Below are 14766 nucleotides of genomic sequence, written 5' to 3' on the forward strand. Positions count from 1 at the left end.
GGACGGTCGCAGGATCACGGCCACACACCCCCCGTGCCGCCGTCCCAGGAGCCGCGCCGTGAGCCGTACTTGGAACAGAACGTCCCGTGTCATAGCCGGCACCGCCACCGCCCTCGCCGTCCTCACGGCATGCGGCGGCGGCGGTGAGAGTGCCGGATCGCCGGCGAACAAGCCCGTCACCATCACCTTCTGGGGCTGGGCCAAGGGCTCCAAGGATGTGGTGGACGCGTTCAACGCCTCCCACAAGAACATCCAGGTGAAGTTCGAGGAGATCCCCTCCGGCACCGCCGGCGGCTACGCCAAGATCTCCAACGCCGTGAAGGCGGGCAACGCGCCCGACCTCGTCTCCATCGAGTACTCCTCGCTCCCCGAGTTCGTCAGTTCCGGCGCCCTGCAGGACATCGGCGGCGAGTTCACCGAGGCGGACCGGGCCAAGCTGCTGCCGCAGGCCGTGGAGCTCACCACCCTCGGCGGCAAGACCTGGGCCGTCCCCTTCGACGCCGCCCCGCAGGCCTTCTTCTACCGCAAGGACCTCTTCGAGAAGTACCGGGTGGACGTCCCCAAGACCTGGGACGACTTCAAGACGGCCGCGGAGAAGGTGAAGAAGGCCGACGCCAAGGCCCGTATCGCCACCTTCTTCCCGGACGACCCGACCACCTTCGAGGCGATGGCCTGGCAGGCCGGCGCCCAGTGGTTCAAGGCCGAGAACGACACCTGGAAGATCGACACCACCGACGCGGCCACCACCAGGGTCGCCGCCTACTGGCAGGGCCTGGTCGACGCCGACCTCGTCCACAAGAACGCCTCGTTCAGCCCCGAGTGGACCGGCTCGCTCAAGAACGGCACCACCATCGGCTACCTCGGCGCCTCCTGGGGCGCGGGAGTCCTCAAGGGCACCCTGCCCGAGCAGAACGGCAAGTGGGCGGTGGCGCCCATGCCGAGCTGGGACGGCAAGCCCGCCAGCGGCATGCTCGGCGGCTCCACCTTCGCGGTGACCAAGGACAGCGAGAACAAGGCGGCGGCCGTCGAGTTCGCCGAGTGGATGTCGACCACCGAGGCGGGCGTCAAGGCCCGTATCGCCTCCGGCACCTCCAGCGCCTTCCCCGCCGCCACCGCGCTCCGCCCGGTCGCCAAGCAGGCCTTCGACGCCAGCTACTACGGCGGCCAGGACATCTACGCCCTCTTCGAGCAGTCCGGCGCCTCCATCGGCCAGAACTGGGCCTGGGGTCCGACCACCGGCACCACCAACACCGCCATCAAGGACCAGTTCGGCAAGATCACCAAGGGCGGTACCACCATCGCCGACGCGATCAGGACCGGACACGAGGCGACGGTCGCCGAGCTGAAGAAGCGCGGCCTGAAGGTCGAGGGCTGACCCGATGAAGGCCCGCACCCGTGCAGCGGCGTTCCTGCTGACCCCCTTCTTCGTCCTGTTCACCGCGGTGATGGTGGTGCCGATCGGATACGCGGTCTGGCTCAGCCTGTTCACCGAGAAGCAGTCGGGGCTGGGCTTCGGCGGCACCGAGACCGTCTTCACGGGACTCGACAACTACACCGCGGCACTGGGTGACCGGGCCTTCCGCGAGGGCTTCGGCGTACTGCTCGGATACTGCCTGTTCTACATTCCGCTGCTGATCGCCGGGGCCCTCGGCCTCGCCCTGCTGCTCGACTCCGCGCTCGCCCGCGCCCGCCGCTTCTTCCAGCTCGCGCTCTTCCTGCCGCACGCCGTCCCCGGCATCATCGCCGCGCTGATCTGGGTCTACCTCTACACGCCCCAACTCAGCCCGGTCGTCCAGGCCATGGAGGCCGGTGGCATCGGCTTCGACTTCTTCTCGCCCGAGGGCGCGCTCCCCTCCGTGGTCAACATCGCGCTGTGGGAATGGCTCGGCTACAACATGGTCATCTTCTACGCCGCCCTGCAGGCCATCGACCGCTCGGTCCTGGAGGCGGCCACCGTCGACGGGGCGGGCTCCTGGCGCATCGCCTTCAGCATCAAGATCCCGCTGGTCCGCGCCTCCCTCGCGATGGTCGGCCTCTTCACCGTCATCGGCTCGCTGCAGCTCTTCACCGAGCCGCTGATCCTCAACAAGGGCACGGGCTCCGCCGTCACCTCGACCTGGACGCCGAACATGTACGCGTACACCGCGGCCTTCGACCGCAACGACTACGGGCTCGCGGCCGCGGCCTCCGTCCTCCTCGCCCTGACCGCCGCGCTGCTCTCCTTCGGCGTCACGCGGCTGACCGGCCGCCGCGGCCGGAAGGAGAAGGCAGCATGAGCAAGCCCCGCCCCCAGAGCGCCTGGCTCTCCAAGTCCGCCGTCAACGGCGCCCTCGTCCTCGCCGTCGTCTACATGCTCTTCCCGCTCGTCTGGCTGGTGACCGCGGCCACCAAGGACGCGGGCGGACTGCTCGCCGGCAACGCCTTCTCCTTCGAGGGCTTCGACCTCGGCGGCAACCTGACCCGCCTCGCCGACTACAACGACGGCATCTACTTCCACTGGTACGTCAACAGCCTGCTCTACGCCGGCCTGGGCGCCCTCGTCTGCTCCCTGATCAGCGTCGCCGCGGGCTACGCCTTCGACAAGTACGACTTCCGGGGCAAGGAGAAGCTCTTCGGCGTCGTCCTGCTCGGCGTGCTCGTCCCCACCACCGCACTCGCCCTGCCCATGTACCTCCTCGCCAGCGAGGTGGGCATCGTCAACACCTACTGGGCCGTGCTGATCCCCGTCCTGGTCAACCCCTTCGGGGTCTACCTCTCCCGGGTCTTCAGCGCCGGCTACATCCCCGACGAGGCCCTCGAAGCCGCCCGTATCGACGGCGCCGGCGAACTGCGGACCTTCTGGTCGATCGGTCTGCGCATGGTCATGCCGGGCTTCGTGACCGTCTTCCTCTTCCAGTTCACCGCCATCTGGAACAACTTCTTCCTCCCCCTGGTGATGCTCTCGGACCAGAAGCTCTTCCCGCTGAGCCTCGGGCTGTACGCATGGAACAGCAACGCCCACGCCGAACCCGACTTCTACCCCCTCGTCGTCACCGGGTCCCTGCTCGCCGTCGTCCCCCTCGTCGTCGCCTTCGTCTCCCTCCAGCGCCACTGGAAGGCCGGCCTGACCGCCGGCAGCGTCAAGTGAGGAGCACGAGTTCCACCATGCACCACGCCACTGACAACCGGCCGACACTCCTGCTCGCGATGGGCCCCGGCATCCCCGAGCGCCTCCTGACGGACGCCCACCGCGCCCGCCTCGCCGCCCTCACCCGTACCGACCCGCACCTGGTCGCCCACGACCTCGCCGCACCCGCCCCCCGCGTCGCCGCCGCCCTCGGCGAGGCGGAGGTCCTCCTCACCTGCTGGGGCGCCCCGCCGCTGACCGCCGACGTCCTGGCGCGCGCCCCGCGCCTGCGGGCCGTCGTCCACGCGGCCGGCTCGGTCAAGCACCACATCACCGATGCCTGCTGGAAGCGCGGCCTCGCCGTCACCTCGGCCGCGGCGGCCAACGCCCTGCCCGTCGCCGAGTACACGCTCGCCGCGATCCTCTTCGCCGGCAAACGCGTCCTGCACTCCGCCCAGCGGTACGGGGAGGTCCGCGCCGACCACGCCTGGACGGCCGAGTCGGCGGCCTGGGGCAACTACCGGCGTACGGTCGGACTGATCGGCGCCTCCCGGATCGGGCGGCGGGTCATCGAGCTGCTGCGCCCCTTCGACTTCGAGGTGCTGCTCCACGACCCGTACGTGGAGGCGGCCGAGGCCCGTGACCTCGGCGTCGAGCTCGTGTCCCTGGACGAACTGTGCGCCCGCGCGTCGATCGTCTCCGTGCACGCCCCCCAACTGCCCGCCACCCACCGGATGATCGGCGCGGCGCAGCTGGCGGCGATGCCCGACGGGGCGACGCTGATCAACACCGCGCGCGGCTCCCTCGTCGACGAGGCCGCGCTCCTCCCCCATCTGCGGGCCGGCCGCCTCCACGCCGTCCTCGACGTGACGGATCCGGAGGTCCCGCCGGCCGGCTCGCCGCTGTACGAGCTGCCGAACGTCCTGCTCACCCCGCATGTGGCCGGGTCCCTCGGTAACGAACTGCACCGCATGGCGGACCAGGCGCTGGACGAGCTGGAACGGTACGTGCGGGGCGAACCCTTCCTGGAGGCCGTGCTCCCGACGGCCCTGGAGCGATCGGCCTGACCGGCGGCACCGTCCTAGCATGGAGGTGTCCCCACCCGGTTCGGGAGGCGCCATGACATTCGTACAGATCATCGATTGCAAGACTCAGCGGTTCGACGACATGAACCGGCTCATGGACCAGTGGGTCGAGCTCACCAAGGGCAAGCGCACCGCCACGCACAACATCATCGCCAAGGACCGCTCCGACGCCTCCCACTTCGTGGAGATCGTCGAGTTCCCGTCGTACGACCTGGCGATGAAGAACTCGCAGCTCCCCGAGACCGACCGGATCTTCCAGGAGATGGTCGCGCTCTGTGACGAGATGCCGACGTTCACCGACCTGGACGTCGTCCGCGACGAGCAGCTCTACAAGGCGACGGCCCGGCGGTTCTTCGAGCTGGCGGCGGCCGAGGGCGAGCTCGGACCGCTCGACGAGGTTTTCGCCGAGGGATACCACGACCACGACCCCACCAATCCGCAGGACGTCATCGGCATGGACGCGGTCCGGCGGGAGCTGGACGAGTGGCGCGGCGGCTTCAGGTTCACCTTCACCGTCGACGACCAGATCGCCGAGGGCGACCGGGTCTGCACCCGCTGGACCTGGAACGCCACGCACACCGGCGAGTTCAGGGGGATCGAGGCGACCGGCAAGGCGGTCTCGATGACGGGGACGATCATCCACCGCTTCCGCGAGGACGGCAAGATCGTCGAGGGCTGGTGGCAGTACGACACGCTCGGGCTCATGGGCCAGCTCGGCGCCGACGAAGCGTGACGGCGACGACATCCGAGGCCTGACACCACCGAACGACACCGAGGCCCGGTGCCCCCGTCGCGGGGGCACCGGGCCTCGGTGATCAGCAGTGCGCGACTACAAGCGACTACGAGCGGCTACGAGCTGCTCCTAGCGGCTATGAGCGGCCTCAGTGGGAGTGGCCGTGACCGTGGCCGTGGCCCGCGTCCGCCGGCTCCTCTTCCTTCTTCTCGACGACCAGGGTCTCGGTCGTGAGCAGCAGGGAGGCGATCGAGGCGGCGTTCTCCAGCGCGGAGCGCGTCACCTTCACCGGGTCGATGACGCCGGCCTTGATCAGGTCGCCGTACTCGCCGGTCGCGGCGTTGAAGCCCTGGCCCTTGTCGAGCTCCGCCACCTTGGAGGTGATGACGTAGCCCTCGAGGCCGGCGTTCTCGGCGATCCAGCGCAGCGGCTCGACGACGGCGCGGCGGACGACGGCGACACCGGTGGCCTCGTCGCCCTCCTTGCCGAGGTTGCCCTCCAGCACCTTGGCGGCGTGGACGAGAGCGGAGCCACCACCGGAGATGATGCCCTCCTCGACCGCGGCGCGGGTCGCGGAGATGGCGTCCTCCAGACGGTGCTTGCGCTCCTTGAGCTCCACCTCGGTGGCGGCGCCGACCTTGATCACGCACACGCCGCCGGCCAGCTTCGCGAGGCGCTCCTGGAGCTTCTCGCGGTCCCAGTCGGAGTCCGTGGTCTCGATCTCGGCCTTGATCTGGTTGACGCGGCCCTGCACGTCCTCGGAGTTGCCGCCACCGTCGACGATGGTGGTCTCGTCCTTGGTGATCGTCACGCGGCGGGCGGTGCCCAGCACGTCCAGGCCGGCCTGGTCGAGCTTGAGGCCGACCTCCTCGGCGATGACGGTGGCACCGGTGAGGGTGGCCATGTCGCCGAGCATCGCCTTGCGGCGGTCGCCGAAGCCGGGGGCCTTGACGGCCACGGCGTTGAAGGTGCCACGGATCTTGTTGACGACCAGGGTCGACAGGGCCTCACCCTCGACGTCCTCGGCGATGATCAGCAGCGGCTTGCTGGAGCCGGCCTGGATGACCTTCTCCAGGAGCGGCAGCATGTCCTGGATCGAGGAGATCTTGCCCTGGTTGATCAGGATGTACGGGTCGTCGAGGACGGCCTCCATACGCTCCTGGTCGGTCACCATGTACGGCGACAGGTAGCCCTTGTCGAAGGCCATGCCCTCGGTGAAGTCGAGCTCGAGACCGAAGGTGTTGGACTCCTCGACGGTGATGACACCGTCCTTGCCGACCTTGTCCATCGCCTCGGCGATGAGCTCGCCGACCTGCTGGTCCTGCGCGGAGAGCGCGGCCACGGCGGCGATGTCGGACTTGTCCTCGATCGGACGGGCGGTCGCGAGGAGCTCCTCGGACACGGCCTTGACGGCGGCGTCGATGCCCTTCTTCAGGGCGGCCGGGGAGGCGCCGGCGGCGACGTTGCGCAGACCCTCGCGGACGAGCGCCTGGGCGAGCACGGTGGCGGTGGTGGTGCCGTCACCCGCGATGTCGTTGGTCTTGGTCGCCACCTCCTTCACCAGCTGGGCGCCGAGGTTCTCGTACGGGTCGTCGAGCTCGACCTCGCGGGCGATCGTGACACCGTCGTTGGTGATGGTGGGGGCGCCGAACTTCTTGTCGATGACGACGTTGCGGCCCTTGGGGCCGATCGTCACCTTCACCGTGTCGGCAAGCTTGTTGACGCCGCGCTCAAGGGCGCGACGGGCGTCCTCGTCGAACTTCAGGATCTTCGCCATGGGAGCGGTTCAGCCCTCTCGGAAATCGGGTGGAACGAACTGCGCCCCGAGGCGCCCGGAAGGGGCCTCGGGGCGCAGCTCAAAGCATCTGCTTCAGGTGCTCAGGTACTTCGGTGAACTACTTCTCGACGATCGCGAGCACGTCGCGAGCCGAGAGGACGAGGTACTCCTCGCCGCTGTACTTCACCTCGGTGCCGCCGTACTTGCTGTACAGCACGATGTCGCCGGTCTTGACGTCGAGCGGCAGGCGCTCGCCGTTCTCGAAGCGGCCCGGGCCCACGGCCAGGACGACGCCCTCCTGGGGCTTCTCCTTGGCGGTGTCCGGGATGACCAGGCCAGAGGCGGTGGTCTGCTCGGCGTCGAGCGGCTGGACCACAATGCGGTCCTCGAGCGGCTTGATGGCAACCTTGGAGCTGGTGGTCGTCACGATCCGACCTCCCCCTTCGGAGATCACGGGGTTGACTGTCTGAGGTGGCGACCAGGTGGATCCGTCGTCGCGGGTGCCGGACCTGCCCGTCGCTGTGTTGGCACTCTCCAGTGGTGAGTGCCAGAGCTGAGACTATGACCGGGATTAGCACTCGGTCAAGCGGAGTGCCAATTCAGAGCCAAGTGGCGTCCCCGGTCACACGTAGTCCTCGAGCTTCGCGACGGCGTAGCCCTTGGCGGTGATCGTCTTCATCACCCGACGGATCATGTCCGCCATGGAGCCCTTCCAGTCCTCCTTGCCGCGGAAGTGTGTGAGCACGATGTCGCCGGGGTGCAGGTCCCGGTCCCATTCACGCCACTCCATCCGGTCCGGGAACGCCTCCGCCGCCCACAGCGGGACCGCCTTCACCCCGCACGACCTGGCCGCGCGCAGGGTGTCCTCGTTGTAGTTGCCGTACGGCGGGCGGAAGAGCGGGGGCCGCTTCCCGTACCGCTTCTCGATGGTGTCCTGCATCCCGCAGATCTCCCGCTTCTGCGCCTCGTAGGAGAGCCCGGGCATGTAGCGGTGGTTCAGGGTGTGGTTGTGCAGGGAGACACCGGCGTCCTGCATCTTCTTGAAGTAGCCGTAGTCCTCCTTGACGAGGTAGTCGCTGAGGAAGGCGCTGTACGGGATCCGCAGCTCGCTCATCATCCGCAGCAGTTCGGGGTCCTTCTCCGAGCCGTCGTCGATCGTCAGGAACACGACCTTCTCCTTCGTCGGCACGGTGGTGAAGACCGGCGGCAGGCCCTCGCCGTCGGTCTCGAACCCCTTGCGTGTGGTGATCTTCGGCTTCACGGCGGGCGGGGCCGGGGGGTCCAGCGGGGGCCGGTCGAGCCCCCACTTCTTGGCGGCGAGCGCCCGGGCGGCGCGCTGCTTACGGACCTTCTCGACGTACGCGGTGAGGGCGCCGGACGCCCCCTGCGCCTGCTCCCGGGGCTGGCCGGGGGCGGGTTTCACCTGGGAGCCGGCTCCGCCACCGGCCCCACCTGCCCCGCCGGCTCCACGTGCCCCGTCGGACGGCTCGGCGCAGGCGGACGCGAGGGCGGCGACGAGCAGCACCGCACCGACCGACCGGCGCACAGGGAGAGGGCGGTTGGCTCGAATGGACCGCATTTCTTCGTTTTGTCGTACTAGCTGCATGGCGTCGCATCCTGTCAGCGGCGGCCCCTCCCACCGCCACGACACCGCCGTGCCGCGCGCACGGTCCCCCGGCCGGCCCACACCGGACCAGGGCCCACAATGGGGCGGGTGACCGACCTCGCCGCCTTCACCGCCCTGCTCACCCCCGAGGGCCAGACGCTCCTCGCCGCCCTGCGCGACTACGACCCCGCCCAGGAACTGGCCGTCGCCTCCCGGCTGCGCCGCGAGCACCCCGCCGAACTGGTCACGGCGGCCCTGGGCCAGGCCCGGCTGCGGCAGCGCGCGGTCGCGAAGTTCGGCGCCGAGGACGCGTACCGGATGTACTTCACGCCCAACGGCGTCGAGCAGTCGACCCGGGCCTCGGTCGGCGCCTACCGGGCCGAGCGCATGAGGGAGCTCGGGGTGCGCAGCGTCGCCGACCTGTGCGGCGGGATCGGCGGCGACGCGATCGCGTTCGCCCGCGCCGGGATCTCCGTCCTGGCCGTCGACCGCGACCCGCCCACCGCCGAGGCGGCCCGCGCGAACGCCGAGGCGCTGGGCCTCACCGACCTGATCGAGGTCCGCTGCGCGGACGTGACCGAGATCGACACGTCCCCGTACGACGCGGTCTTCGTCGACCCGGCGCGGCGCGGCGGGCGCGGGCGGATCTTCGACCCGGAGGCGTACTCCCCGCCGCTCTCCTGGGCCGTCCAGGCCGCCCGCAGGGCCCCGCACGCGGCGCTGAAGATCGCCCCCGGGGTGCCGCACGAGGCGGTCCCCGAGGACGCCGAGGCCGAGTGGATCTCGGACGGCGGCGACGTGAAGGAGGCCGTGCTCTGGTTCGGCACCGACCCCGGCTCGGTCCGCGCCACCCTGCTCCCGGCCCGCGCCTCGCTGTGGACGGCGACGCCGCTCCCCGACCCGGCGGTCCGCCCGGTCGGCCGCTACCTCTACGAACCGGACGGCGCCGTCATCCGCGCCCACCTGGTCGCCGAGGTCGCCCGGGAGCTGGACGGCGGCCTGATCGACGAGACGATCGCGTACGTGACGGCGGACGGGCTCAGGGAGACCCCCTACGCCACCGCGTACGAGATCACCGACGAGATGCCCTTCAACCTGAAGAAGCTGAAGGCGCTGCTGCGCGAGCGGGAGGTCGGCACGCTGACGGTGAAGAAGCGCGGCTCGGCGGTCGAACCGGAGGAGCTGCGCCGCCGGATCAAGCCGAAGGGGAGGAACTCCGCGACGGTCTTCCTCACTCGGGTCGCGGGCGCCCCGACGATGCTGATCGGTCACCCCGCGAGCCCTCAGAGCCCTCAGAGCCCTCGGACACGATGAGGCGGACCGCGAAGCGGTAGTGACCGATCGCCTTCACGAGCCCGGTCAGGCCGGGGATCCACAGCGCGAGGGCGGCGCCCATGAGATAGGCGACCGTGCCGTACCCGCCGAGCCCCGGCCCGACGAGCTCGGCGGGCGCCGCGAGCGACACCCACAGGCCCAGCGCGCAGAGGCCGAAGGACAACACCAGCCAGACAGCGCTGAGGACGGGTTCCCGCAGGCGGGCGTCGCCGGCCGGGTCGAGGTCCAGGGCGGCCCACCGGAGCAGGCGGACACGCGCCTCGCGGTCGCGCCGCACACCGCGGGCGAAGAAGTAGACCGCCGGGACCAGCACGCACAGGCCGACGGCGACGAGGAAGAACACGAAGATCACCGAGAGCGGGTCGATGGCGTCCTCCAGGGCGACGAGCCCGCCCCCGGCGAACCCCCAGCCCAGCTGCAGGGTCACCACCCACACCAGGAACCGTGCCAGCCGACCGCCGCCCAGCAGACGGTTGTTGAGCTCTCCCATCGCCCGCGCGCGGTCCGCGAGCCGGGCCTCCCGGTCGGGCCAGCTCTGGATCTCGGCGGGCGGCGGAGGCGGCGGAAGCGGGGTACGGCGTGACATGCCCACGAGACTACCGAGCTGGCCGCCCGCTCGAACTCCGCCCGGGCCTCCTCCGTGCGCCCCAGCCGGTCCAGCAGGTCTCCCCGTACGCTCGGCGGCAAGTGGTAGCCGGTCAGGGCCGGTTCGTCGGCTAGGGCGTCGACGAGCGCGAGCCCCGCTTCCGGGCCGCGCGCCCTCGACACGGCGACCGCACGGTTCAACTCGACCACCGGCGACGGCGCGACGGACGCCAGCCGTCCGTACAGCGCGGTCCGGCGCGCGTACGTCTCCCGGCGCCGTACGAGATCGACGGCGCGGTTGCAGCGCGCATGCGCTCCTCGAACCCGGGGTCGGCCTCCTCCATCCGGAAGGCGCCCTCTTCGGACCTCACACGTAGTCCTCCAGGCGGGCCACCGTGAAGCCCTGTGCCTGGATGTGGCGGAGCAGGTTGGCCGTCATCTCGGTCATCGTCGTGCCCTTGAGCTCCGACGGGCCGCGGAAGTGGGCCAGGATGATGTCGCCGGGGTGCAGCTTCCCGTCCCCCCGCTGGTACTGCATGTTCTTGATCTGCATCGACTCGCGCCACAGCACGATCGCGTCCACACCGCACTCCCCGGCCGCCGCGCGGGTGTCCTCGTTCCAGTTTCCGTAGGGCGGGCGGAAGAGCCGCGGGGTCGTTCCGTACTCCTTCGCCAGTCTCGTCTGCTGCCCGCAGATCTCCCGGCGCTGGGCCTCGCGGCCGAGGGTGCGCAGGTTGGGGTGGGTGAGGGTGTGGTTGGCGACGCCGTTGCCGAGGGCGGCGAGTGGCTTGAAGTAGCCGTAGTCGTCACGTATGGCGGAGTCGGTGAGGAACATCGTCACCGGGACGTCGAGCTCCTTCATCATCCTCAGGAACTCCGGGTCCTTCTCGGCCCCGTCGTCGATCGTGAGGAAGACGACCTTGTCCTTCGTCGGGATCTCGCTGACGACCGGCACGGGGCCGCCGGGCGTCCGCCTCACCGGCTTGGTCCTCGGCGGGGCGGGCGGCGCGGCGAGGGGCTTCAGGCCCCACTTCTGGTACGCGGCGGCCTCGGCCGCCTTGTCGGGCACCTTCGGCGCCATGGGGGCCTTAGGCGCGGGAGCGCCGGTCGCCGCGCGTTCGGTGGCGTCCGCACCAGACGTACAGCCCGTCATCAGCAGAGCCGCGACGGTCAGCGCCGCCCACACCACGATCTTCTTGCCCACGCCGCATGTCACGCCGTGGATGATGCGATGAAACGACCGGAGGTTGCCTCAGTCCACGGACTCGAAACGCCAACGGTGCACCGGACGGGTGACCAGCTCCGCCGCCGGCTCCGGCAGCTCCGGCAGCTCGGCGTCGAGCGCTGGCGCCTCCCACCAGGTCAGCACGAGCACCCGGTCCTGCGGGGCGCGGAAGGTCTCACGCCGCAGCGGCTCGTACGGCAGCACCCGCGCCCGCGCCCACTCCAGGAGCTCGGCGCCGCGGCCCTGGACCGCGCGCGCCTCCCACATCAGGGCGACCCTCATGAGTAGAGGTTCTCCTTGCTCACCTCATGCACGTGGTCGTGGTCATGGTCGTGGCCGTGGTTGCCCGGGACGTGCGGGTCGGTCACCGGAAGCGAGGAGTCCGCCGACAGCTCCAGGTCGGAGGCCGGCCGGTTGCGGGCGACCATCTCGGCGCCGAGCGCCGCCACCATCGCACCGTTGTCCGTGCAGAGCCCCGGCCGCGGCACCCGCAGCCGGATCCCGGCCCGCTCGCACCGCTCCTCGGCCAGTGCCCGCAGCCGCGAGTTGGCCGCCACGCCGCCGCCGATCATCAGGTGGTCGACGCCCTCGTCCTTGCAGGCCCGGACGGCCTTGCGGGTCAGCACGTCCACGACCGCCTCCTGGAAGGAGGCCGCCACGTCCCGTACCGGCACCTCCTCGCCCGCCGCCCGCTTCGCCTCGATCCAGCGGGCCACGGCCGTCTTCAGGCCGGAGAAGGAGAAGTCGTACGCGGGATCCTTGGCGCCGGTCAGGCCGCGCGGGAAGGCGATCGCGTCCGGGTCGCCCTCCTTGGCGAGCCGGTCGATGACCGGACCGCCGGGGAAGCCGAGGTCGAGCACGCGCGCGATCTTGTCGAAGGCCTCGCCGGCCGCGTCGTCGATCGTCGCGCCCATCGGACGGACGTCGGCGGTGATGTCGGGCGCGAGGAGCAGCGAGGAGTGACCGCCGGAGACCAGGAGCGCCATGGTGGGCTCGGGCAGCGGGCCGTGCTCCAGCTGGTCGACGCAGATGTGCGAGGCCAGGTGGTTCACGCCGTACAGCGGCTTGCCCAGCGCGTACGCGTACGCCTTCGCCGCCGAGACGCCGACGAGCAGGGCGCCCGCGAGTCCGGGGCCCGCGGTGACCGCGATGCCGTCGAGGTCGCGCGCGGAGACCCCGGCGGTCTTCAGGGCGCGCTCGATGGTGGGGACCATCGCCTCCAGGTGCGCCCGGGAGGCGATCTCGGGGACGACACCGCCGTAGCGCGCGTGGGTGTCGACGCTCGACGCGATGGCGTCGGCGAGCAGGGTCGTGCCCCGCACGATGCCGACCCCGGTCTCGTCGCAGGAGGTCTCGATGCCGAGTACGAGCGGTTCGTCAGCAGCCATCAGAATCAGTCTCAGTTCCTTGAACGGTCAGTCGCATCACGAGCGCGTCCACATTGCCCGGCTGGTAGTAGCCGCGCCGGAAGCCGATGGGCTCGAAGCCGAAGCGCTCGTACAGCTTCTGGGCCCGGGTGTTGTCCACCCGTACCTCCAACAGCACCTCCTCGCACTCGAAGGCGGTGGCGTGCTGGAGCAGATCGGTCAGCAGCCGGGCGCCGAGCCCGGTCCCCCACTGGTCGCGGGCGACGGCGATCGTCTGCACGTCGCCGAGGCCGCCGGCGGCGGCCAGCCCGGCGTAGCCGACGAGCCGGCCGTCCGCCGGGTCCTCGGCGACCACGTAGCGGCGGGTGGCCCGAGGCCCGCGCGCGTGCGCGAGCTCGGACCAGAACATCCCCTCGGACCAGGCGTCCTCCGGGAACAGCTCGTGTTCGAGGGTCAGCACGGGCGCGATGTCCCACCAGCGCATCTCGCGCAGCACGGCGGCGGACGTCGTCACGGCGGTCACTTGGGCGTGACCACCTTGTAGTTCTTCGGCACCTGGGCGTCCGGGCGGCGCAGGTACATCGGCAGCGGGTCGAGGAAGTCGTCGGCGCCGGCCGCGAGCTTCTCCGCCGCGAGCGCGGCGAGCGCGCCGGCGGACTGGTGCTCGGGGTCGCGGGCGTCGGGGAAGACCTCGGGGTACAGGCGGGCGCCGGCGCCGACGGCGGGAAGTCCGGCGACCTGTCCGGCGATCTCGGCCGGCCGGTCGACGGCCGCTTCGGTCACGCGCGTACGGGAGTCGTCGTACCGCGCCCAGTAGACCTCCTTGCGGCGCGCGTCCGTCGCGACGACGAACGGCTCATCGATCCCGGAGGCGTGGGCGAGGCCGTCGAGCGTGCACAGGCCGTGCACGGGCACGCCGAGCGCGGAGGCGAAGGTGGCGGCGGTGACCAGACCGACGCGCAGGCCGGTGTACGGCCCCGGTCCGACGCCGACCACGATGCCGGTGACCGCGTCGAGCGTCAGCCCGGCCTCCTTGAGGACCCGGTCGACGGCGGGCAGCAGCAGCTCCCCGTGGCGGCGGGCGTCGACCCGCAGCGATTCGGCGACGACGGAGTCGCCGTCGTGGAGGGCGACGGTGACAGCGGGTGTGGCGGTATCCATGGCGAGCAAGAGCACGCAAACAGCCTACGGCTCCCGGGCGCAGGGCACGGCGCCCCGTCCCACCGGCCGGCGGCTGCTAACGTCACCACTCGAACAGAACGTGGGGCACTCCCGGGCCGTGCAGGCTCCGGAGGCAGGGAGGTTGGCACGGTGGCAAGGAGCAGCTCGGGGTTCGTGGCCGCGCTCACCGCGGCGGCGGTCGCCGCGGTCGCCTTCCTCGCCTATCAGGCGTCGGCCAACGCGCCCGGGGACTTCTCGATGGTCGAGCCGAGGACGCCGAACGCGGCCCCGACGGCGGCCGCGACGGGCGGGCCCCCCAAGAAGGTGAAGGACCCCCTCGCCGTCCCGGCGCACTCGGGCACCGGCGCGCGCGTCGTGTACGCGCTGGCCGAGCGCCGGGTGTGGCTGGTGGACGAGAAGGGCCAGGCCACCCATACGTTCTCGGTGATGCCCAGCACGGTCCACCCGGCGCCGGGGCAGTACACCGTCACGTCCCGCTCGGGCGCGGTGACGGGCTCCGACGGGGTGCAGATCGAGCACGTCGTGCGGTTCACCACGGTCCAGGACGTCTCGATCGGCTTCAGCGCGGCGGTCGACGGCTCGCTTCCGACGCCGGATCCGGCACGCAAGACGGGCGGCATCCGCATGAAGCGGGCGGACGGCGAGGCGATGTGGACGTTCGCCTCGATCGGCGCGAAGGTCGTCGTCGTCGCCTAGATCGCCCGTACGGGTTACCCGCACGCCGATCGGTCACACGCCCGGGCGTCGCAGCCCGGCCTTCACTAC

General features: G+C 70.9%; 16 protein-coding genes and 1 pseudogene. 7 read left to right on the forward strand and 10 right to left on the reverse strand.

Going from position 1 to position 14766, the window contains the following annotated elements; all coding sequences use genetic code 11:
• The first annotated feature begins 58 nt into the window (after positions 1-58).
• The 5 genes from ACF06X_RS16520 to ACF06X_RS16540 are packed head-to-tail and all read left to right on the forward strand — an operon-like array spanning position 59 to position 4924.
• On the forward strand, positions 59-1375 hold the full coding sequence (locus ACF06X_RS16520) for an ABC transporter substrate-binding protein (protein ID WP_392287985.1): 1317 nt from the start codon (positions 59-61) through the stop codon (positions 1373-1375).
• A 4-nt stretch (positions 1376-1379) separates the two neighbouring features.
• A complete protein-coding gene (locus tag ACF06X_RS16525; protein ID WP_392287986.1) occupies positions 1380-2276 on the forward strand; it encodes a carbohydrate ABC transporter permease in 897 nt (298 codons plus the stop codon).
• Positions 2273-3127 carry a carbohydrate ABC transporter permease gene (locus tag ACF06X_RS16530; RefSeq protein ID WP_392287987.1) on the forward strand — a complete coding sequence of 285 codons (855 nt, stop codon included), beginning with the start codon at positions 2273-2275 and terminating at the stop codon, positions 3125-3127. Before ACF06X_RS16525 ends, ACF06X_RS16530 begins: the two co-directional genes overlap by 4 nt.
• A gap of 17 nt (positions 3128-3144) precedes the next feature.
• Entirely contained in the window at positions 3145-4173 is a 1029-nt protein-coding gene (locus tag ACF06X_RS16535; RefSeq protein WP_392287988.1) for a hydroxyacid dehydrogenase, read from the forward strand.
• A gap of 52 nt (positions 4174-4225) precedes the next feature.
• Positions 4226-4924 (forward strand): ester cyclase, encoded by a 699-nt coding sequence (locus tag ACF06X_RS16540; RefSeq protein ID WP_392287989.1) that lies wholly within the window; start codon positions 4226-4228, stop codon positions 4922-4924.
• Between the two features lie 148 nt (positions 4925-5072).
• Here ACF06X_RS16540 and groL read toward each other — a convergent pair whose 3' ends face one another.
• The 3 genes from groL to ACF06X_RS16555 all read right to left on the reverse strand — a co-directional run bounded on the left by groL (position 5073) and on the right by ACF06X_RS16555 (position 8280).
• Positions 5073-6701 (reverse strand): chaperonin GroEL, encoded by a 1629-nt coding sequence (groL, locus tag ACF06X_RS16545; RefSeq protein WP_392287990.1) that lies wholly within the window; start codon positions 6699-6701, stop codon positions 5073-5075.
• Between the two features lie 118 nt (positions 6702-6819).
• Positions 6820-7128: a co-chaperone GroES gene (gene groES, locus ACF06X_RS16550; protein WP_010471835.1), complete on the reverse strand. Its 309-nt coding sequence runs from the start codon at positions 7126-7128 to the stop codon at positions 6820-6822.
• Between the two features lie 195 nt (positions 7129-7323).
• Positions 7324-8280: a polysaccharide deacetylase family protein gene (locus ACF06X_RS16555; RefSeq protein ID WP_392287991.1), complete on the reverse strand. Its 957-nt coding sequence runs from the start codon at positions 8278-8280 to the stop codon at positions 7324-7326.
• Positions 8281-8406: 126 nt separating this feature from the next.
• Here ACF06X_RS16555 and ACF06X_RS16560 point away from each other — a divergent pair, with 126 nt between their 5' ends.
• Positions 8407-9621, forward strand: coding sequence for a methyltransferase domain-containing protein (locus ACF06X_RS16560; protein ID WP_392287992.1), 1215 nt, complete (start codon positions 8407-8409; stop codon positions 9619-9621).
• On the opposite strand, the gene ACF06X_RS16565 is transcribed toward ACF06X_RS16560, so the two are convergent.
• The 7 genes and pseudogenes from ACF06X_RS16565 to tsaB all read right to left on the reverse strand — a co-directional run bounded on the left by ACF06X_RS16565 (position 9539) and on the right by tsaB (position 13995).
• The gene (locus ACF06X_RS16565; protein WP_392288426.1) at positions 9539-10183 is read right to left on the reverse strand and encodes a hypothetical protein; all 645 of its coding nucleotides are present in this window, start codon (positions 10181-10183) and stop codon (positions 9539-9541) included. The two genes, ACF06X_RS16560 and ACF06X_RS16565, sit on opposite strands and share 83 nt — an antisense overlap.
• Positions 10066-10479: pseudogene (locus ACF06X_RS16570) on the reverse strand (hypothetical protein); the annotation flags it as partial. The gene ACF06X_RS16565 and the pseudogene ACF06X_RS16570, both read right to left, overlap by 118 nt.
• Positions 10480-10594: 115 nt before the next feature.
• A complete protein-coding gene (locus ACF06X_RS16575; RefSeq protein WP_392288427.1) occupies positions 10595-11380 on the reverse strand; it encodes a polysaccharide deacetylase family protein in 786 nt (261 codons plus the stop codon).
• Positions 11381-11479: 99 nt separating this feature from the next.
• Positions 11480-11734 carry a hypothetical protein gene (locus ACF06X_RS16580; RefSeq protein WP_392287993.1) on the reverse strand — a complete coding sequence of 85 codons (255 nt, stop codon included), beginning with the start codon at positions 11732-11734 and terminating at the stop codon, positions 11480-11482.
• A complete protein-coding gene (gene tsaD / locus ACF06X_RS16585) occupies positions 11731-12840 on the reverse strand; it encodes a tRNA (adenosine(37)-N6)-threonylcarbamoyltransferase complex transferase subunit TsaD (protein WP_392287994.1) in 1110 nt (369 codons plus the stop codon). Before tsaD ends, ACF06X_RS16580 begins: the two co-directional genes overlap by 4 nt.
• Complete coding sequence (gene rimI / locus ACF06X_RS16590; RefSeq protein ID WP_392288428.1) at positions 12830-13333, reverse strand: ribosomal protein S18-alanine N-acetyltransferase; 504 nt, start codon at positions 13331-13333, stop codon at positions 12830-12832. The genes tsaD and rimI overlap by 11 nt, the downstream gene beginning before the upstream one ends.
• A 5-nt stretch (positions 13334-13338) precedes the next feature.
• Positions 13339-13995, reverse strand: a complete 657-nt coding sequence (gene tsaB / locus ACF06X_RS16595) for a tRNA (adenosine(37)-N6)-threonylcarbamoyltransferase complex dimerization subunit type 1 TsaB (protein WP_392287995.1) — start codon at positions 13993-13995, stop codon at positions 13339-13341.
• Positions 13996-14130: 135 nt separating this feature from the next.
• On the opposite strand from tsaB, the gene ACF06X_RS16600 reads away from it, so the two are divergent.
• Entirely contained in the window at positions 14131-14697 is a 567-nt protein-coding gene (locus tag ACF06X_RS16600) for a hypothetical protein (protein WP_392287996.1), read from the forward strand.
• The last annotated feature ends 69 nt before the right edge of the window (positions 14698-14766 follow it).

Origin of the sequence: Streptomyces sp. NPDC015346 (assembly GCF_043078785.1) — a bacterium.
Lineage (GTDB): Bacteria > Actinomycetota > Actinomycetes > Streptomycetales > Streptomycetaceae > Streptomyces.